Source organism: Burkholderia sola, from assembly GCF_905400185.1.
GTDB lineage: Bacteria > Pseudomonadota > Gammaproteobacteria > Burkholderiales > Burkholderiaceae > Burkholderia > Burkholderia sola.
In genome coordinates this window covers 2,017,036-2,035,559 of record NZ_FR989675.1, presented here as the reverse complement: position 1 = coordinate 2,035,559, position 18,524 = coordinate 2,017,036, and the positions used below count along the sequence as shown (strand labels likewise).

General features: G+C 66.3%; 17 protein-coding genes. 16 read left to right on the top strand and 1 reads right to left on the bottom strand.

Going from position 1 to position 18,524, the window contains the following annotated elements; genetic code table 11:
* Nucleotides 1-151: 151 nt before the first annotated feature.
* Nucleotides 152-1,552 carry a 23S rRNA (uracil(1939)-C(5))-methyltransferase RlmD gene (gene rlmD / locus KR541_RS09290; RefSeq protein WP_373452491.1) on the top strand — a complete coding sequence of 467 codons (1,401 nt, stop codon included), beginning with the start codon at nucleotides 152-154 and terminating at the stop codon, nucleotides 1,550-1,552.
* Nucleotides 1,553-1,614: 62 nt separating this feature from the next.
* Here the strand turns inward: rlmD and KR541_RS09285 are convergent, their stop codons facing one another.
* Nucleotides 1,615-2,313: a Bax inhibitor-1/YccA family protein gene (locus tag KR541_RS09285; RefSeq protein ID WP_006484459.1), complete on the bottom strand. Its 699-nt coding sequence runs from the start codon at nucleotides 2,311-2,313 to the stop codon at nucleotides 1,615-1,617.
* Nucleotides 2,314-2,562: 249 nt separating this feature from the next.
* On the opposite strand from KR541_RS09285, the gene ndk reads away from it, so the two are divergent.
* From ndk to KR541_RS09210, 15 genes are all read left to right on the top strand, one after another.
* Nucleotides 2,563-2,988 (top strand): nucleoside-diphosphate kinase, encoded by a 426-nt coding sequence (gene ndk, locus KR541_RS09280; RefSeq protein ID WP_006478674.1) that lies wholly within the window; start codon nucleotides 2,563-2,565, stop codon nucleotides 2,986-2,988.
* 55 nt (nucleotides 2,989-3,043) lie between these two features.
* A complete protein-coding gene (rlmN, locus tag KR541_RS09275) occupies nucleotides 3,044-4,183 on the top strand; it encodes a dual-specificity RNA methyltransferase RlmN (protein WP_089488492.1) in 1,140 nt (379 codons plus the stop codon).
* 205 nt (nucleotides 4,184-4,388) lie between these two features.
* Nucleotides 4,389-5,402, top strand: a complete 1,014-nt coding sequence (locus KR541_RS09270) for a helix-turn-helix domain-containing protein (protein ID WP_089488491.1) — start codon at nucleotides 4,389-4,391, stop codon at nucleotides 5,400-5,402.
* A gap of 112 nt (nucleotides 5,403-5,514) precedes the next feature.
* Complete coding sequence (gene ispG / locus KR541_RS09265; RefSeq protein ID WP_027806072.1) at nucleotides 5,515-6,819, top strand: flavodoxin-dependent (E)-4-hydroxy-3-methylbut-2-enyl-diphosphate synthase; 1,305 nt, start codon at nucleotides 5,515-5,517, stop codon at nucleotides 6,817-6,819.
* A gap of 20 nt (nucleotides 6,820-6,839) precedes the next feature.
* Nucleotides 6,840-8,180: a histidine--tRNA ligase gene (gene hisS, locus KR541_RS09260; protein WP_089488490.1), complete on the top strand. Its 1,341-nt coding sequence runs from the start codon at nucleotides 6,840-6,842 to the stop codon at nucleotides 8,178-8,180.
* 58 nt (nucleotides 8,181-8,238) lie between these two features.
* Nucleotides 8,239-8,868, top strand: a complete 630-nt coding sequence (locus tag KR541_RS09255) for a tetratricopeptide repeat protein (RefSeq protein WP_006478678.1) — start codon at nucleotides 8,239-8,241, stop codon at nucleotides 8,866-8,868.
* Between the two features lie 41 nt (nucleotides 8,869-8,909).
* A complete protein-coding gene (gene bamB, locus KR541_RS09250; RefSeq protein WP_050013192.1) occupies nucleotides 8,910-10,055 on the top strand; it encodes an outer membrane protein assembly factor BamB in 1,146 nt (381 codons plus the stop codon).
* 247 nt (nucleotides 10,056-10,302) lie between these two features.
* Complete coding sequence (der, locus tag KR541_RS09245) at nucleotides 10,303-11,640, top strand: ribosome biogenesis GTPase Der (protein WP_050013191.1); 1,338 nt, start codon at nucleotides 10,303-10,305, stop codon at nucleotides 11,638-11,640.
* Between the two features lie 141 nt (nucleotides 11,641-11,781).
* Entirely contained in the window at nucleotides 11,782-12,021 is a 240-nt protein-coding gene (gene hfq / locus KR541_RS09240) for an RNA chaperone Hfq (RefSeq protein ID WP_006399927.1), read from the top strand.
* 72 nt (nucleotides 12,022-12,093) lie between these two features.
* Complete coding sequence (gene hflX / locus KR541_RS09235) at nucleotides 12,094-13,266, top strand: GTPase HflX (protein ID WP_175975584.1); 1,173 nt, start codon at nucleotides 12,094-12,096, stop codon at nucleotides 13,264-13,266.
* A gap of 47 nt (nucleotides 13,267-13,313) precedes the next feature.
* Nucleotides 13,314-14,654 (top strand): FtsH protease activity modulator HflK, encoded by a 1,341-nt coding sequence (hflK, locus tag KR541_RS09230; protein ID WP_050013189.1) that lies wholly within the window; start codon nucleotides 13,314-13,316, stop codon nucleotides 14,652-14,654.
* A 15-nt stretch (nucleotides 14,655-14,669) separates the two neighbouring features.
* Nucleotides 14,670-15,569, top strand: a complete 900-nt coding sequence (gene hflC / locus KR541_RS09225) for a protease modulator HflC (protein WP_050013188.1) — start codon at nucleotides 14,670-14,672, stop codon at nucleotides 15,567-15,569.
* Between the two features lie 36 nt (nucleotides 15,570-15,605).
* The gene (locus KR541_RS09220; protein ID WP_175877452.1) at nucleotides 15,606-15,797 is read left to right on the top strand and encodes a DUF2065 domain-containing protein; all 192 of its coding nucleotides are present in this window, start codon (nucleotides 15,606-15,608) and stop codon (nucleotides 15,795-15,797) included.
* 113 nt (nucleotides 15,798-15,910) lie between these two features.
* The gene (locus KR541_RS09215; protein ID WP_069620837.1) at nucleotides 15,911-17,059 is read left to right on the top strand and encodes an ATP phosphoribosyltransferase regulatory subunit; all 1,149 of its coding nucleotides are present in this window, start codon (nucleotides 15,911-15,913) and stop codon (nucleotides 17,057-17,059) included.
* A gap of 113 nt (nucleotides 17,060-17,172) precedes the next feature.
* Nucleotides 17,173-18,519, top strand: a complete 1,347-nt coding sequence (locus KR541_RS09210; RefSeq protein ID WP_050013186.1) for an adenylosuccinate synthase — start codon at nucleotides 17,173-17,175, stop codon at nucleotides 18,517-18,519.
* Nucleotides 18,520-18,524: the final 5 nt, after the last annotated feature.

Here is an 18,524-nt window from a genome sequence, read left to right as displayed (position 1 = left end):
CGCGGCAGGTCGGCGCGCAACGGGCGCGCGGTTGTCAGCCACTCACGCGCCACGCATCGCGCCACGTGCATCGGCGCTTGCGTGACGAAAGCGCGCGACGGGAGCCTTCGTCGTCTACAATCTCGCCTTCTTCAACGTTTGTCAGGAAAAGCTGGTGTCCGAAGCCGTCCCCACTTCTGCGCGCAAATCGAAAAACGCGCCCGTCGCGCCCGGGCCCGCCCCGGTTCTCGAGATCGAATCGCTCGACATGGAAGCGCGCGGTGTCGGCCGCACGATGACCGAGGACGGTCAGCCGGGCAAGGTGATCTTCGTCGAAGGCGCGCTGCCGGGCGAGCGCGTGACCTATTCGAGCTATCGCCGCAAGCCGAGCTACGAGCAGGCGACGGTTGTCGACATTCTGCGCCCGAGCGTGATGCGCACGCAGCCGAAGTGCGCATTCTTCGGCACCTGCGGCGGCTGCTCGATGCAGCATCTCGACATGCGTGCGCAGGTGGCGGTCAAGCAACGCGTGCTGGAAGACAATCTGTGGCACCTGGCGAAGCTGCGCGCGGAAACGATGTTCGCGCCGATCCACGGCCCGTCGTGGGGCTATCGCTACCGCGCGCGCCTGACTGTGCGCAACGTCGCGAAGAAAGGCGGCGTGCTCGTCGGCTTCCATGAGAAGAAGAGCAGCTACGTCGCCGACATGACGAGCTGCGAAGTGCTGCCGCCGCACGTGTCGGCGATGCTCGTGCCGCTGCGCCGGCTCGTCGAAGGGCTGTCGATTCGCGACCGGATGCCGCAGATCGAACTCGCGGTCGGCTCGGCCGTCACCGCGCTCGTGCTGCGCGTGCTGGAGCCGATCAACGCGGACGACGAAGCGCTGCTGCGCGCGTTCGCGGACGAGCACAACGTGCAGTTCTGGCTGCAGCCGAAGGGGCCGGACACGGTGACGCCGTTCTACCCGCTCGACGTATCGCTCGATTACACGCTGCCGGAATTCGGCATCCGCATGCCGTTCAAGCCGACCGACTTCACGCAGGTCAATCACCAGATCAACCGTGTGCTGGTGGGTCGTGCGCTGCGTCTGCTCGCGCCGTCGCGCGACGATCGCGTGCTCGACCTGTTCTGCGGGATCGGCAACTTCACGCTGCCGCTCGCGCGGCTGTCGCGCGAAGTGATGGGCATCGAGGGCAGCGACACGCTGACCACGCGTGCGCTCGCGAACGCCCGCGAGAACGGTGTCGACGGCCACACGACGTTCGCGTGCCGGAACCTGTTCGAGGTGACGGGCGACGATCTGCGCGCGCTCGGCGCATTCGACAAGTTCCTGATCGACCCGCCGCGCGAAGGCGCGCTCGCGGTGTCGAAGGCGCTGGCCGAGATCGCGCAGAGCGGTGAAGGTCCGCTGCCGAAGCGCATCGTCTACGTGTCGTGCAACCCGTCGACGCTCGCGCGCGATGCGGGGCTGCTCGTGCACGAAGCCGGTTATCGGCTGAAGGGCGCCGGGGTCGTGAACATGTTCCCGAATACGTCGCACGTCGAATCGATCGCGCTGTTCGAGCGCGACTGAGCCGGGCGGCGGACGTAAAAAAACCGGCCCGCGGGCCGGTTTTTCATGGTGCGTGCCGAACGTCAGTTGCGGTTGCCGCCGAAGATGCCGAGCAGCGCGAGCAGGTTCGTGAACACGTTGTACAGGTCGAGGTAGATCGCGAGCGTGGCCGAGATGTAGTTCGTCTCGCCGCCGTTCACGACGCGCTGGACGTCGAACAGCATGTAGGCCGAGAAGATCGCGATCGCGAGCACCGACACGGTGAGCATCAGCGCCGGCAGTTGCAGGAAGATGTTCGCGACCGACGCGAGCAGGATCACGATCACGCCCATGAACAGCCACTTGCCGAGCCCGGAAAAGTCGCGCTTGCTGACGGTGGCGATCGTCGCCATCGTGGCGAAGATGATGCCGGTGCCGCCGAACGCGAGCATGATCAGCGACGGGCCGTTCGAGAAGCCGAGGATGAAGCTCAGCAGCCGCGACAGCATCAGGCCCATGAAGAACGTGAAGCCGAGCAGCACGAACACGCCGGCCGCGCTGTTCTTGGTCCGCTCGATCGCGAACATGAAGCCGAACGCGATCGCGAAGAACGCGAGCAGGCTCATCATCGGGCTCGTGGCCGCGAACAGCGAGAAGCCCGTCGCGACGCCGACCCAGGCGCCCAGCACGGTCGGCACCATCGACAGCGCGAGCAGCCAGTACGTGTTCCGCAGCACGCGGTTGCGAACCTCGGCGGTGCTGACGGAACCGCCGCGGCCGAAATTGTACGGATAGTCGTTCATGGTTTCTCCTAACATTGAACGCGTGGGCGTCCGGGGCCGGTTCGGCGCACGCGATGTGCGGCGCAGCAAACCGGGGCAGCTATGGCTAAGATACGTTCCGTGCCCGGAGGTTTCAATGGCCCGGCGGAACTAAACATACGGATTCTGAACCTTTCATGCGTGTAAGGGTTCAATCGCAATGATACACGGGATCGTGCTACAATAGCGGATTCATTTGAACCTGTAACTTCTTAATTTTTTGGAGTTTTTATGGCAATCGAGCGCACCCTGTCGATCATCAAGCCGGATGCGGTGGCAAAGAACGTGATCGGCCAGATCTACAGCCGTTTCGAAGGCGCCGGCCTGAAGATCGTCGCATCGCGCATGGCGCACCTGTCGCGTGCTGACGCAGAGAAGTTCTACGCAGTTCACGCAGCGCGTCCGTTCTTCAAGGATCTCGTCGATTTCATGATCTCGGGCCCGGTGATGATCCAGGTTCTGGAAGGCGAAGGCGCGATCCTGAAGAACCGCGACCTGATGGGCGCGACGGATCCGAAGAAGGCGGAAAAGGGCACGATCCGCGCCGACTTCGCCGACAGCATCGACGCGAACGCCGTGCACGGCTCGGACGCTGCGGAAACGGCAGCGGTCGAAATCGCGTTCTTCTTCCCGGAAATGAACGTTTACTCGCGTTAAGCCCTGGCTGACAGCAAGTAGGCAGGATTCAGCGCACGCGGCAAGGCAGCACATCATGACGAGCGAAACTTCCGTCAATCTTCTCGACTTCGACGCCGAGGGTCTTGTCGCGTACTGCGGCAGCCTGGGTGAGAAGCCGTTCCGCGCCAAGCAGTTGCAGCGCTGGATCCACCAATACAACGCCGGCGATTTCGACGGCATGACCGATCTCGCGAAGTCCCTGAGGGAAAAACTCAAGGGCCGCGCATCGATCGTGATGCCGGACATCGCCAGCGATCACGTTTCCGCCGACGGCACGCGCAAGTGGCTGATCGACGTCGGAAACGGCAATGCGGTCGAAACCGTGTTCATCCCGGAAGAGACGCGCGGCACGCTGTGCGTGTCGTCGCAGGCCGGGTGTGCGGTGAACTGCCGCTTCTGTTCGACGGGCAAGCAGGGCTTCTCCCGCAACCTGTCGACAGCCGAAATCATCGGCCAGCTCCGGATGGCTGAATTTGCATTGCGAGCGTCGCTGGGCCGGGCGCCCGGACCGAACGGCAAGGCCGAACGGGTCGTCACCAACGTGGTGATGATGGGCATGGGCGAGCCGCTGCTGAATTACAGCGCGGTCGTGCCCGCGATGCGGCTGATGCTCGACGACAACGCATACGGCCTGTCGCGCCGTCGCGTCACGCTGTCGACGTCCGGCGTGGTGCCGATGATGGACCGCCTCGGCGCCGAGTTGCCTGTCGCGCTGGCCGTTTCGCTGCACGCGCCGAACGATGCGCTGCGCGACGAGCTGGTGCCGCTCAACAAGAAGTATCCGCTGCGCGAGCTGATGGCCGCGTGCCAGCGTTATCTGAAAGTCGCGCCGCGCGACTTCATTACATTCGAATACTGCATGCTCGACGGCGTCAACGACACCGAAGCGCATGCGCGCGAACTGCTGGCCGTCACGCGCGACGTGCCGTGCAAGTTCAACCTGATCCCGTTCAATCCGTTTCCGGAGTCGGGCCTCATCCGCTCGAAGCCAGAGCAGATCAAGCGCTTCGCGCAGATCCTCATCGATGCGGGTGTCGTCACGACCGTGCGCAAGACGCGCGGCGACGACATCGATGCCGCGTGCGGACAGCTGGCCGGCGCGGTGAAGGATCGCACGCGCCTCGCGGAGCGGAGGGGCGCAGCAGGAAAAATCATCGAAGTTCGGGCAGTTTGACGGGGACGCCGAGTCGGGGACGCCGAGTCGGGGACGCATAGTCGGGGGCAGTTGGCCGGGGTGCCCGAACCCTTTGGCGGTGCAACACGCGAATAGCGATCGGTCGCGGCGCCTCGGCGCCGCGCATGGTATGAACCGTAGCGGGTGCCGGCCGGCAGGAGCCGGCGGCAGCCGCCAGTGAAGAAGAATCGACGCGAGGACAAGGATGAGTGAGCCGCAGCCGTCTAACGGCGCAGAGACGAATGCCGCGAAGCCGGCACCGGCGGGACTGGAAACGCTGGCCGCGGTCGGCAGCCGCCTGGCGCAGCTTCGGGAGACGAAGGGCTGGTCGGTCGACGACGTGTCGGCGCGACTCAAGGTCGCACCGCAAAAGCTCCGGGCGCTCGAGGCCGGCGACATCAGCCATTTGCCCGGCGTGACGTTCGCGCTCGGTGTCGTGCGCAGCTACGCGAAGATGCTCGGCGTCGATCCGGAACCGTTCGCGCAGGCGCTGCGCCGCGAGCGCGGGGTGCCGGAAGTCGACCTGTCGATGCCGGCGTCGTCGGGCACGGATCTGCCGCGCGGCCGCGTGTCGATTCCGCTCGGCGGTTCGTCGCGCCACCATCCGTGGCTGTGGGGAACGGGGATCGTCATCGTCGCGGTGGTCGCCGTACTGATGTGGCACACTGGCGGCGATTCGTCGGGCCTGCTCGCGCGCTTCAAGGGCGGCGACGCCGAACATGCGTCGGCGGCGAGCGCGGCGGCATCGTCGTCCGCCGAAGAAGCGGCGACGAACGGCGCGTCGACGGCGGTCGCGAATGAGGTTCCGGCCCCGGCCGCTGCATCGGCTGCACCGGCGCAGACAATCGCATCGGCCGTTCCGGCGCCGGCGGCCCCGGTCGCGACGGCGGCTGCGTCGCAGCCCGTTGCGGCAACGGCGGCGGCAAGCACGGCGGCGCCGGCCCAGCCGGCGAGCGTCGTGGTGGCGGCAGGCCAGTCGATGGTCGAACTGAAGGTCAAGCAGGATTGCTGGTTCAGCGTGCGCGACAAGAACGGCAAGGAGCTGTTCTCGGCGCTGGTGCGCGCCGGCGAAACGAAGCAGGTTGCCGGTGACGGGCCGTTCAAGGTCACGATCGGCAACAAGGCCGGCCTCGACGCGGTTGCGTTCGACGGAAAACCGGTCGATCCGGCAAAATATTCGGCAGCGCGGGGTAACGTGGCGCGGTTCACGTTGCCCTGACGTCAAGCGCCGTGGCGAAGGCTTGCCGTCGATACCGGCAGGCCGTGAGGGCACGGCGCTTTTTCAATTCATGCGCCGCGTCGCGGCGCATTCCGCGTAAATGGATCTATCGATGCAATCCGAAGCTCAATCCCCACGCAGCAGTCAGATTTGTTCAACCGAGCCGGTGTTCGGCGGGCATCAGCCGCGCCGCGTATCGCATGCGGTGGATGTCCGCTGGGGCGGGCAACTCGTGACGATCGGCGGCGACGCGCCGGTGCGCGTGCAGTCGATGACGAATACCGATACGGCCGATGCGATCGGCACGGCGATCCAGATCAAGGAACTCGCGAACGCGGGCTCCGAACTGGTGCGCATCACGGTCAACACGCCCGAAGCCGCGGCCGCCGTGCCGGCGATTCGCGAGCAGCTCGACCGGATGGGCGTGACCGTGCCGCTCGTCGGCGATTTCCACTACAACGGCCACCTGCTGCTGCGCGACTACCCGGGCTGCGCGGAGTCGCTGTCGAAGTACCGGATCAACCCCGGTAACGTCGGCCAGGGCGCGAAGCGCGACACGCAGTTCGCGCAGATGATCGAGGCCGCGGCGAAGTACGACAAGCCGGTGCGGATCGGCGTGAACTGGGGCAGCCTCGACCAGGACCTGCTCGCGCGCATGATGGACGAGAACGGCGCGCGTGCGCAGCCGTGGGACGCGCAGAGCGTGATGTACGAGGCGCTGATTCAGTCGGCGATCGGCTCGGCGGAACGCGCGGTCGAGCTCGGCCTCGGCCGCGACCGCATCGTGCTGTCGTGCAAGGTCAGCGGCGTGCAGGACCTGATCGCCGTGTATCGCGAACTCGGCCGCCGCTGCGGCTTCGCGCTGCACCTCGGGCTGACCGAGGCCGGCATGGGCTCGAAGGGCATCGTCGCGTCGACGGCGGCGCTTGGCGTGCTGCTGCAGGAAGGGATCGGCGACACGATCCGCATCTCGCTGACGCCGGAACCGGGCGCGTCGCGCACGGGCGAGGTGATCGTCGGCCAGGAAATCCTGCAGACGATGGGCCTGCGCTCGTTCGCGCCGATGGTGATCGCGTGCCCGGGCTGCGGCCGCACGACGAGCACGCTGTTCCAGGAACTCGCGATGCAGATCCAGACGTATCTGCGCGAGCAGATGCCGGCGTGGCGCAAGGAATATCCGGGCGTCGAGAAGATGAACGTCGCGGTGATGGGCTGCATCGTCAACGGCCCGGGCGAATCGAAGCACGCGAACATCGGCATCAGCCTGCCGGGTTCGGGCGAGAACCCGGCCGCGCCCGTCTTCATCGACGGCGAGAAGGTCAAGACGCTGCGCGGCGAGCGGATCGCCGAGGAATTCCAGCAGATCGTCAGCGACTACGTCGCACGCAATTACGGCCGCACCGAGGCCCTGAACTAATTCGTCCACACACACGAACGATGACTGAACAGAAACGCAAGATCGAGAAGCTCACCGGCGTCAAAGGCATGAACGACATCCTTCCGCAGGATGCCGGCCTGTGGGAATTCTTCGAAGCTACCGTGAAATCGCTGCTGCGCGCGTACGGCTACCAGAACATCCGCACGCCGATCGTCGAACACACGCAGCTGTTCACGCGCGGCATCGGCGAAGTCACGGACATCGTCGAGAAGGAGATGTACAGCTTCACCGACGCGCTGAACGGCGAGAACCTGACGATGCGTCCGGAAAACACCGCGGCCGTCGTGCGTGCGTCGATCGAGCACAACATGCTGTACGACGGCCCGAAGCGCCTGTGGTACATCGGCCCGATGTTCCGTCACGAGCGTCCGCAGCGCGGCCGCTATCGCCAGTTCCACCAGGTCGGCGTCGAGGCGCTCGGCTTCGCGGGCCCCGATGCGGATGCCGAGATCATCATGATGTGCCAGCGCCTGTGGGACGACCTCGGCCTGACCGGCATCAAGCTCGAGATCAACTCGCTCGGCCTCGCCGAGGAGCGCGCCGCGCACCGCGTCGAGTTGATCAAGTACCTCGAGCAGTTCGCCGACGTGCTCGACGAGGACGCGAAGCGCCGCCTGTATACGAACCCGCTGCGCGTGCTCGACACGAAGAATCCCGCGCTGCAGGACATCGCGCAGAACGCACCGAAGCTGATCGACTTCCTCGGCGACGAATCGCGCGCGCACTTCGAAGGGCTGCAGCGCCTGCTGCTCGCGAACAACATTCCGTTCAAGATCAATCCGCGTCTCGTGCGCGGCCTCGATTACTACAACCTGACCGTGTTCGAGTGGGTGACCGACAAGCTCGGCGCGCAGGGCACGGTCGCGGCCGGCGGCCGCTACGATCCGCTGATCGAGCAGCTCGGCGGCAAGCCGACCGCCGCGTGCGGCTGGGCGATGGGCATCGAGCGGATCCTCGAACTGCTGAAGGAAGAAGATCTCGCGCCCGAGCAGGAAGGCGTCGACGTGTACGTCGTGCACCAGGGCGAGACCGCGCGCGAACAGGCGTTCATCGCGGCCGAGCGCCTGCGCGACACGGGCCTCGACGTGATCTTCCACTGCAGCGCCGACGGCGCGCCGGCGAGCTTCAAGTCGCAGATGAAGCGGGCCGATGCGAGCGGCGCCGCGTTCGCGGTGATCTTCGGCGAAGAAGAGGTCGCGAACGGCACGGTGGGCGTGAAAGCGTTGCGCGGCGTGGGTGCGGAAGGGGAAAAGAACGTTCAGCAGACCGTACCGGTCGAAAGCTTGACCGAATTCCTAATCAATGCGATGGTTGCATCCGCCGAAGACGGCGACGACTGATCGCGCTGGCATCCGCTCGACAAGAAAAGCCTGAACAGGAAGAAGGAATCGCTCGCCGATGAGTTATCACGACGAACAAGAATCGATTGAAAGTCTCAAGGCGTGGTGGGCCCGCTGGGGCAACCTCACCACGTGGATCGTGCTCGCGGCGCTCGTCGTCGCGGCCGGTTTCAACGGCTGGAACTACTGGCAGCGCCGTCAGGCTGCCGAGGCGTCCGGGCTGTACGAGCAGGTCCAGAAGGCCGCCGCCGCGAACGACAAGGCGACGATGGCCCGCGCGGCCGCCGACATGGAAGACAAGTTTGGCAGCACGCCGTATGCGCAGATGACGGCGCTCGCGGCCGCGAAGACGCTGTACGCGGCCGGCGACGCGGCAGGCGCGAAGGCGCAGCTGCAATGGGCCGTCGATCACGCCAAGGACGACGAGTACAAGCAGATCGCGAAGCTGCGTCTCGCGTCGCTGCTGCTCGACGAGAAGGCGTACGATGCGGGCCTCGCGCTGCTGTCGGGTACGCCGGTCGATGCATTCAAGGGCCTCGTGGCCGATCGTCGCGGCGATCTGCTTGCCGCGCAAGGCAAGACCGACGATGCGCGCGCGGCTTACAAGCTCGCGCTCGACGGCCTGTCGAAGGACGACCAGTCCGCGCGCCAGCTCGTGCAGTTCAAGCTGGACGCGCTCGGCGGCTGAATCCCGGTCCCCTCAACCTCTTAACTCTGCTTCGCTAACCGATGAATTTGCTGAAACGTTACGCTGTGCCCGTTGCCTGCGCGGCGGCTGTCCTCGCTTTGGCGGCTTGCTCGTCGTCGAAGGACGCGCGCCGCGTGCCGACGCCGCTCACCGAGTTCAAGCCCGTCATGGACGTGCAACAGGTCTGGAAGGCGAGCGTCGGCAAGGGCGGACGCTACCTGTTTTCGCCGGTGGCCGTGGGCGACGCCGTCTATGCGGCGGGCGAAAACGGTTCGGTCGAGAAGATCGACGCGAAGACGGGCCAGACGCTGTGGCGTTCGAAGGTCGGTTCCGACCTGTCGGCCGGTGTCGGCAGCGACGGCAACCTGACCGCGGTCGGTGCGCTGAAGGGCGGCGTGTTCGTGCTGGGCCCGGACGGCAAGCAGCTGTGGAAGACCAGCGTGCAGGGCGAGATCTTCTCGCCGCCGCTCGTCGGCAACGGCCTCGTGGTCGTCCGCACGATCGACGGCCAGGTGATCGCGTTCAACGCGCAGACGGGCGAGCAGAAGTGGAACTACCGCAACCGTGCGGTGCCGCTGAACCTGCGCGTGTCGGCCGGCATGACGTTCGCGGGCGACGCGGCCGTGCTCGCGGGCTTCCCGGGCGGCGGTCTGGTCGCGATCAACCTGCAGACGGGCGAGCCGTTCTGGCAGACCCCGGTGTCGTTCCCGAAGGGCGTGACCGAAGTCGAGCGCATCAACGACGTCAGCGGTCCGCCGACGCTCGTGGGCGCGCAAGCCTGCGCGGTGACGTTCCAGGGTCAGCTTGGCTGCTTCGATGCGAACTCGGGCCGGCCGCTGTGGGAAAAGCCGTTCTCGAGCCGCAGCGGCCTCGCGCAGGACGATTCGGTGGTCGCCGGCGGTGACGACTGGTCGGTCGTCACTGCGTACGACGCGGCCACGGGCAACCAGCTCTGGCGCAACGACAAGCTGAAGAGCCGTGACGTCGGCGTGCCGTACCTGCTCGGGCACGCGGTCGTGATGGGCGATTACCAGGGCTTCGTGCACTTCCTGTCGCGCGAAGACGGCAGCTTCATCGCGCGGATGAAGACCGACGGCAGCGCGATCACGGCGGCGCCGGTCCTCGCGGGCAATACGCTCGTCGTGCAGACGAAGGACGGCGGCCTGTACGGGTTCCGCCCGCGCTGACACGCAGGAAACCGGTGCGGCCGTGGCGCGGCGGGCAGGTCCCGCGCGCCGCGGTCGCGCGACTTGAAGGCGGCCGGCGTTCCCGGCCGCTCGGTATTTGAAAGGCAGTACGAGACGAAAGACGACGGCGCGCAACGCGCGCCGGGCGCGCGCATCCGGCGCGGCGCGAATTCGTGATATTTTCATTCAGCGCAGCCGCCCGCAGCAGCGGGCCTCCCGCTGCTGCGCATCACCGTAGAAAACACAGATGAAACCGGTCATTGCCCTCGTTGGGCGCCCCAATGTGGGGAAATCCACGCTGTTCAACCGGCTCACGCGCTCGCGCGATGCGCTGGTTGCCGACTTGCCGGGCCTCACGCGCGATCGCCATTACGGCGAAGGGCGCGTCGGCGAACGACCGTACCTGGTCGTCGATACCGGCGGCTTCGAGCCCGTCGCGAAGGACGGCATCCTGCACGAAATGGCGCGCCAGACGCGGCAGGCCGTCGAGGAAGCCGACGTCGTCGTGTTCATCGTCGACGGCCGTAACGGACTCGCGCCGCAGGACAAGTCGATCGCCGACTACCTGCGCAAGACCGGCCGGCCGATCTTCCTCGTCGTCAACAAGGCCGAGGGGATGAAGTACACCGCGGTCGCGACGGACTTCTACGAGCTCGGGCTCGGCGACCCGCGCGCGATCTCGGCCGCGCACGGCGACGGCGTGACCGACATGATCAACGAGGCGCTGGAAGTCGCGTATGCGGGCCAGCCCGAGGAAGCGGACGAGGACGATCCGTCGCGCGGCATCAAGATCGCGATTGTCGGCCGCCCGAACGTCGGCAAGTCGACGCTCGTCAACGCGCTGATCGGCGAGGACCGCGTGATCGCGTTCGACATGCCGGGCACGACGCGCGACTCGATCTACGTCGACTTCGAGCGTAACGGCAAGAAATACACGCTGATCGACACGGCCGGCCTGCGACGCCGCGGCAAGGTGTTCGAGGCGATCGAGAAGTTCTCGGTCGTGAAGACGCTGCAGTCGATCTCCGACGCGAACGTCGTCATTCTTCTGCTGGATGCGCAGCAGGACATTTCCGACCAGGACGCGCACATCGCCGGCTTCGTCGTCGAGCAGGGCCGCGCGCTCGTGATCGGCGTCAACAAGTGGGACGGCCTCGACGATCACGCGCGCGACCGTGCGAAAGCGGATTTGACCCGCAAGCTGAAATTCCTCGACTTCGCGAAATCGCACTTCATTTCGGCCGCGAAGAAAACGGGTATCGGCACGCTGATGCGCTCGGTCGACGACGCGTACGCGGCGGCGATGGCGAAGCTGCCGACGCCGAAGCTCACGCGCGCGCTGATCGACGCCGTCGAATTCCAGCAGCCGCGCCGTCGCGGCCCGGTGCGTCCGAAGCTGCGCTATGCGCACCAGGGCGGCCAGAATCCGCCGATCATCGTGATCCACGGCAACGCGCTCGACGCGGTGACGGAAACCTACAAGCGTTACCTCGAAAACCGATTCCGCGAAACTTTCTCGCTGACCGGGACTCCATTGCGCATAGAGTTCCGTTCGTCGAACAACCCGTACGCGGACAAGGGCTGAAGCACGCCGCGCAAGGCATCGGCCGCATGGCCAGTGGCCGGGCGGGGCAGGCAAAATCAGCTATAGTGTAGCGATTGGCGCCGGATCTCTTTTTCTTCGCCGCCAATCCAGATCAACCTGCAAAAAAAGATGGAGTACGCCATGAGCAACAAAGGGCAATTGTTACAAGACCCGTTTTTGAACGCACTGCGCAAAGAGCACGTTCCCGTTTCGATCTACCTCGTCAACGGCATCAAGCTTCAAGGGAACATTGAATCGTTCGACCAGTACGTCGTGTTGCTCCGTAATACGGTGACCCAGATGGTTTACAAGCACGCCATCTCGACGGTCGTGCCGGCGCGCCCGGTGAATTTCCACCCGGACGCGGAAGCCTCGTCCTAACCTATCGCAGCGGCCGGCATCCGGTCGCCGCGAGCGACCGATGCCAGCCGCCTTATCTTGACACCCGATAATTTGATCAACGCAGCGCTCGTCGGCATCGATTTCGGCAAGACCGATTTCGAAGCCAGTCTCGAAGAACTCAGTCTTCTCGCCTCCAGTGCGGGGGCCCGTCCCGCCGTCACCCTCACCGGTCGTCGCGCCAGTCCCGATGCCAAGATGTTCATCGGCAGCGGCAAAGCCGAAGAACTGCGGCTTGCCTGCGACGCGCACAACGTCGAAATCGTCATCTTCAACCACGCGTTGGCGCCCGCCCAGCAACGTAATCTGGAGCAGGCACTTAACAGGCGCGTGGTCGATCGCACGAGCCTCATCCTCGACATCTTCGCGCAGCGCGCCCGCAGCCACGAAGGCAAGCTGCAGGTCGAGCTCGCGCAGCTTCAATACCTGTCGACCCGGCTCATTCGCGCGTGGACCCACCTCGAGCGGCAAAAGGGCGGTATCGGCCTGCGCGGCCCCGGCGAAACCCAGCTCGAAACCGACCGCCGGCTGATCGGCGAACGCATCAAGATGCTGAAGTCGCGGCTCGACCGGCTGCGTCGCCAGCACAGCACGCAGCGCCGGCAGCGCGCGCGCAGCGGCACGATGTCGGTGTCGCTCGTCGGCTATACGAACGCGGGCAAGTCGACGCTGTTCAATGCGCTGACGAAAGCGCAGGCGTACGCGGCCGACCAACTGTTCGCGACGCTCGATACGACGTCGCGGCGCGTGTACCTCGGCGACGAGGTCGGCCAGATCGTCGTGTCCGATACGGTCGGGTTCATTCGTGAGCTGCCTCACCAGCTCGTCGCGGCGTTCCGCGCGACCCTCGAGGAAACGATCCACGCGGATCTGCTGCTGCATGTGGTCGATGCGTCGAGCGCGGTCCGGCTCGAGCAGATCGAGCAGGTCAACGGCGTGCTGCACGAGATCGGCGCGGACACGATCCGCCAGGTGCTGGTGTTCAACAAGATCGACGCCGTGCCCGAGCTGGCGGCCCGCGGCGACGCGGTCGAGCGGGACGAGTATGGTAATATTTCGCGCGTCTTTTTGAGCGCGCGCACCGGTCAGGGTCTCGATACGTTGCGTGCCGCCATCGCCGAAATCGCCTCCGCGGAACATCTCTCCAGCGCGACGTTGTCCGACGCGCTCGATGGCACGTCCGCTGAACCGCACGAAGACCACACGATTTCCGAACACGGGCGCTAACCGGTCCCGGCCGGTTCGCCGGCGTCCAATCTGGTGAACAAACTCTGGTGAACGAATACAACGAGCGGAGTACCTGGCGGCGGATGCGCGCCTTGCTGTCGATCAACGATCCCCGCTGGGGACGCGGCGAAGGCAATGGCAAGGACGGATCCCGCCCCCGCGCGAACGAATCGAAGCGTCCGCAAGGCGGCGACGGCGACGGTCCGCCCGATCTCGACGAGATGTGGCGCAACTTCAACCGGCGCCTGAGCGGCCTGTTCGGCGGCAAGGGCGGCAACGGCTTCCGTCCCGACAACGGCCGGGCCGCCCGGGTCGGCGTCGGCATCGTGATCGGCGTGCTGGTCGCGGTGTATGCGGGCAGCGGGCTGTTCGTCGTGCAGGGCGGCCAGACGGGCGTCGTGCTGCAGTTCGGCAAGCTGTCGGGCACGGTCGGCCAGGGCGTGCACTGGCGCGCGCCGTATCCGTTCGCGTCGCATGAGATCGTCGACACGTCGCAGGTCCGCTCGATCGAGATCGGCCGCAACAACGTCGTGCGCCTCGCGAACGTGAAGGAAGCCGCGATGCTGACGCGCGATGCCGATATCGTCGACGTGCGCTTCATCGTCCAGTACCGGATCCGTTCCGCCACCGATTACCTGTTCCGCAGCGTCGATCCCGAGCGCAGCGTGTCGCAGGCCGCGCAGGCCGCGGTGCGCGCGATCGTCGGCACGCGCAGCGCGGCCGACATGCTGAATCAGGATCGCGATGCGCTGCGCGAGCAGCTTTCCACCGCGATCCAGCGCGATCTCGACCGCTACCAGTCGGGGCTCGAGGTGACGGCCGTCACGATGCAGAGCGTCGCGGCGCCCGAGCAGACCCAGGCCGCGTACGCCGAAGTCGCGAAGGCGCGCGACGAGCGCGAGGCCGCGAAGCGCGCCGCGCAGGCGTATGCGAGCGACCTGCTGCCGAAGGCGCAGGGCGATGCGGCGAAGCTCGTCGACGAAGCGAAGGCGTATGCCGATCGCGTGGTCACGGAAGCCGAGGGCGACGCGGACCGCTTCAAGCAGGTCTATGCGCAGTACTCGAAGGCGCCCGCGGTCATCCGCGAGCGGATGTACCTCGAGACGATGCAGGAAATCTATTCGAACGCGACGAAGGTGTTCGTCGGCAACAAGGGCGGCAACAGCGTCGTGTACCTGCCGCTCGACAAGCTCGTCGAGCAGGGGCGGCAAAACGCCGCGGCGTCGACCGGCGCGTCCGCGCCCGATGCGGCGTCGGCACCGGCGGCCACGGCGCCGGCCGCAGCCGCGCCGGCGAGCGCCGCACCGGCCGCCACGGCGTCGGGTGTCGACGTGCTGCGATCGCGTGAAGCGTTTCGCAGCCGGTCGCGTGAAGACGATACGAAGTAACGGGGAGCGCAGAACATGAACCGAATCATTGCGCTCGTCGTCGCAATCGTGATCGTTGCCTTCGCGGCGTCGTCGACGGTCCTCACCGTCGATCCGCGCCATGCGGCCGTGCTGTCGGGTCGCGACGGCGCGCAGCCCGAGCTCGCGGGCCCCGGCGTCCATTTCAAGCTGCCGCCGCCGTTGCAGACGGCCACGCTGATCGACACGCGCGTGCAGTCGCTCGAGTCGTCCGATCCGCTGCAGCTGGCGACCGAGGACAAGCACGACCTGCTCGTCGCGTATGCGGTGAAGTACCGGATCAGCGATCCGATGAAATATTTCACCGCGACGGGCGGCGATCCGGCGGCGGCGGCCGACCGGCTGTCCGGCGCGCTGAAGGGCGCGCTCGGCGACGCATTCGGCAAGCGCGCGCTCGACGACGCCCTCGGCGGTCAGCGCGCGATCGCCGATGCGGCGCGCGATGCGGCGAAGGCGCAAGCGTCCGGTTTCGGCGTCGACGTGGTCGACGTGCAGCTGACACGTGTCGACCTGCCGGCCGCGCAGACGGACGCCGTCTATCAGCGGATGATCGGCGCGTTGCGCGATCAGGCGGCCCAGGTGCGTGCGCAAGGCGCGGCCGACGTCGAGCAGATCAAGGCCGACGCCGAACGCGAGCAGCAGGCCGTGCTCGCGAACGCGTACAAGTCCGCGCAGACGATCAAGGGCGAGGGCGATGCGAAGGCCGCGACGATCGCCGCCGACGCGTTCGGCCGCGATCCGCAGTTCTATCAGTTCTACGCGAGCCTGCAGGCGTACCGGAACACGTTCAAGCGCAACGACATCATCGTCGTCGATCCCGACAGCGAGTTCTTCCGCTTCATGCGCAGCCCGACGGGCGGTGCCGCACCGGCGGCGCCTGCTCCCCGCAAACATTGACCTTGGGGCGCCGCGTCGAGCGGCGCCGTCGCTCGCATGGACCTGGCTGGCTCGTTGTTGCTCGCAGTAGCGCTGATGCTGATTATCGAGGGTGCATTCCCCTTCGTGTTTCCGTCCGCATGGCGCGACACGTTTCGTAGAATAGCGGAGCGACCGCCGCATCATATCCGGATCGGCGGGCTGATCGTGATGGTGCTCGGGCTCGCGCTGCTGTTGCTCGCGACCTGACCGGCACCCTGATCCGGACGGCGCATCCGCCGTTCGTTCCGCCCGATTTCGAAGTTCCGATTCAACTCGCGGCGCGCGTGACGCGCGCCGTTTCCCGTCGTAGGACCGTACCGATGTCGACCTGGTTACTTCCCGAGAATATCGCCGACGTACTGCCGTCGGAAGCGCGCAAGATCGAGGAGCTGCGCCGCAGGCTGCTCGACCGCTTCCGTTCGTACGGCTACGAAATGGTGATGCCGCCGCTGCTCGAATATCTCGAGTCGCTGCTGACGAGCGGCGGCGCCGATCTGCGCCTGCGCACCTTCAAGCTGGTCGATCAGCTGTCGGGCCGCACGCTCGGCCTGCGCGCGGACATCACGCCGCAGGTCGCGCGGATCGACGCGCACCTGTTGAACCGTCAGGGCGTGACGCGCCTCTGCTACGCGGGCCACGTGATGCATACGCGTCCGCGCGGTCTGCACGCGACGCGCGAGCAGATCCAGATCGGCGCCGAAATCTACGGGCACGCCGGGCTCGAAGCCGATCTCGAGATCCAGCAACTGATGCTCGATGCGCTGCATCTGGCGGGCCTGTCGCGCATCCGTCTCGACCTCGGTCACGCGGGCGTGCTCGCGGCGCTGCTGGCGCGCGACGCGCAGGCTGCCGAGCGCGGCGAGTCGCTGTACGACGCGCTGTCGGGCAAGGACGTGCCGCTGCTGAACGAACTCACCGACGATCTCGGCGCCGATACGCGCGCCGCGCTGCGCGCGCTGCCGAATCTGTACGGCGACGCGAGCGTGCTCGCCGAGGCGCGCACGCGCCTGCCGGTGCTGCCCGAAATCACGCGGGCGCTCGACGATCTCGCGCAGCTTGCGTCGCAGGCGAAGGGCGTCGAAGTCGCGATCGATCTCGCCGACCTGCGCGGCTACGCGTACCACAGCGGCGCGATGTTCAGCGCCTACGTCGACGGCGTGCCGAACGCGATCGCGCGCGGCGGCCGTTACGACCACGTGGGGCAGGCCTATGGTCGTGCCCGTCCGGCGACCGGCTTCTCGCTGGACCTGCGCGAGCTCGCGCGGATCTCGCCGGTCGAGGCGCGCGGCACCGCGATTCTCGCGCCGTGGGCGCAGGACGACGCGCTGGGCGCGGCCGTCGCGGCGCTGCGCGATGCGGGCGAGGTCGTGATCCAGGCGCTGCCGGGCCATGACCACGTACTCGACGAGTTCGCGTGCGATCGCTCGCTCGTCGAGCGTAACGGCGCATGGGTGGTCGAACCCCGATAAAGAGGTGTTCGCGGGCCGTGCTTCGGCGTGCATATCGTTGAAGCGAAACGGAAAAATTCGGAAACGCCCGCGAACATAGGTAGAATACGTTTTTAACCAGCTAACGAATCAACATGTCTGCCAGCGCAGTGAACGTGACTCCCGGGCGCAATGTCGTCGTCGTGGGAACGCAATGGGGTGATGAAGGCAAGGGCAAGATCGTCGACTGGCTGACGGACCACGCTCAGGGCGTCGTGCGTTTCCAGGGCGGTCACAACGCCGGCCACACCCTCATCATCGGCGGCAAGAAAACGATCTTGCGCCTCATTCCGTCGGGCATCATGCGTGAAGGCGTCGCCTGCTACATCGGCAACGGCGTCGTGCTGTCCCCCGAAGCACTGTTCAAGGAAATCGGCGAGCTTGAAGAAGCCGGCGTGAACGTGCGCGACCGTCTGTTCATCTCCGAAGCCACGACGCTGATCCTGCCGTACCACATCGCGATCGACCAGGCGCGCGAAGCGCGCAAGGGCGCGGGCAAGATCGGCACGACCGGCCGCGGCATCGGCCCCGCGTACGAAGACAAGGTCGGCCGCCGCGCACTGCGCGTGCAGGACCTGTTCGACGCGAAGACGTTCGCCGATCGCCTGCGCGAAAATCTCGATTTCCACAATTTCGTGCTGACCCAGTATCTGGGCGGCGCGGCCGTCGATTTTCAGGCCACGCTCGACACGATGCTCGGCTATGCCGACCGCCTGAAGCCGATGGTGGCCGATGTGTCGCGCCGTCTGTACGACGCGAACAACGCGGGCCAGAACCTGCTGTTCGAAGGCGCGCAAGGCACGCTGCTCGACATCGACCACGGCACCTATCCGTTCGTCACGTCGAGCAACTGCGTCGCGGGTGCGGCGTCGGCCGGCGCGGGCGTCGGTCCGCAGAAGCTCAACTACATCCTCGGCATCACGAAGGCGTATTGCACGCGCGTCGGCTCGGGCCCGTTCCCGAGCGAGCTGTACGATGCGGACAACCCGCAGCGTCAGGACCAGATCGGCGTCACGCTCGCGAACGTCGGCAAGGAATTCGGGTCAGTCACCGGCCGTCCGCGCCGCACCGGCTGGCTCGATGCGGCTGCACTGCGTCGCTCGATCCAGATCAACGGCGTGTCGGGCCTGTGCATGACGAAGCTCGACGTGCTCGACGGCCTCGACGAAGTGAAGCTGTGCGTCGGCTACCGGGTCGACGGCAAGGACGTGGACATCCTGCCGCGCGGCGCGGTTGACGTCGCGCGTTGCGAGCCGGTGTACGAGACGTTCCCCGGCTGGAAGGAAAGCACCGTCGGGATCAATACGTGGGACGCGCTCCCGGCGAATGCGCAGGCCTACCTCGCCCGCGTCCAGGAAGTGGCTGGCGTGCCGGTCGACATGGTGTCGACGGGCCCGGACCGCGACGAAACGATCCTGCTCCGCCATCCGTTCAAGGTGTAATTGCC

What these genes read in the sequence shown, in the direction of transcription:
- ndk (WP_006478674.1), top strand. Translation starts at nt 2,563, where the DNA reads ATGGCAATCGAGCGCACCCTGTCGATCATCAAGCCGGATGCGGTGGCA.
- KR541_RS09210 (WP_050013186.1), top strand. Translation starts at nt 17,173, where the DNA reads ATGTCTGCCAGCGCAGTGAACGTGACTCCCGGGCGCAATGTCGTCGTC.
- der (WP_050013191.1), top strand. Translation starts at nt 10,303, where the DNA reads ATGAAACCGGTCATTGCCCTCGTTGGGCGCCCCAATGTGGGGAAATCC.
- ispG (WP_027806072.1), top strand. Translation starts at nt 5,515, where the DNA reads ATGCAATCCGAAGCTCAATCCCCACGCAGCAGTCAGATTTGTTCAACC.
- KR541_RS09255 (WP_006478678.1), top strand. Translation starts at nt 8,239, where the DNA reads ATGAGTTATCACGACGAACAAGAATCGATTGAAAGTCTCAAGGCGTGG.
- KR541_RS09285 (WP_006484459.1), bottom strand. Translation starts at nt 2,313, where the DNA reads ATGAACGACTATCCGTACAATTTCGGCCGCGGCGGTTCCGTCAGCACC.
- hisS (WP_089488490.1), top strand. Translation starts at nt 6,840, where the DNA reads ATGACTGAACAGAAACGCAAGATCGAGAAGCTCACCGGCGTCAAAGGC.
- KR541_RS09220 (WP_175877452.1), top strand. Translation starts at nt 15,606, where the DNA reads ATGGACCTGGCTGGCTCGTTGTTGCTCGCAGTAGCGCTGATGCTGATT.
- bamB (WP_050013192.1), top strand. Translation starts at nt 8,910, where the DNA reads ATGAATTTGCTGAAACGTTACGCTGTGCCCGTTGCCTGCGCGGCGGCT.
- hflC (WP_050013188.1), top strand. Translation starts at nt 14,670, where the DNA reads ATGAACCGAATCATTGCGCTCGTCGTCGCAATCGTGATCGTTGCCTTC.
- rlmN (WP_089488492.1), top strand. Translation starts at nt 3,044, where the DNA reads ATGACGAGCGAAACTTCCGTCAATCTTCTCGACTTCGACGCCGAGGGT.
- hfq (WP_006399927.1), top strand. Translation starts at nt 11,782, where the DNA reads ATGAGCAACAAAGGGCAATTGTTACAAGACCCGTTTTTGAACGCACTG.
- KR541_RS09270 (WP_089488491.1), top strand. Translation starts at nt 4,389, where the DNA reads ATGAGTGAGCCGCAGCCGTCTAACGGCGCAGAGACGAATGCCGCGAAG.
- KR541_RS09215 (WP_069620837.1), top strand. Translation starts at nt 15,911, where the DNA reads ATGTCGACCTGGTTACTTCCCGAGAATATCGCCGACGTACTGCCGTCG.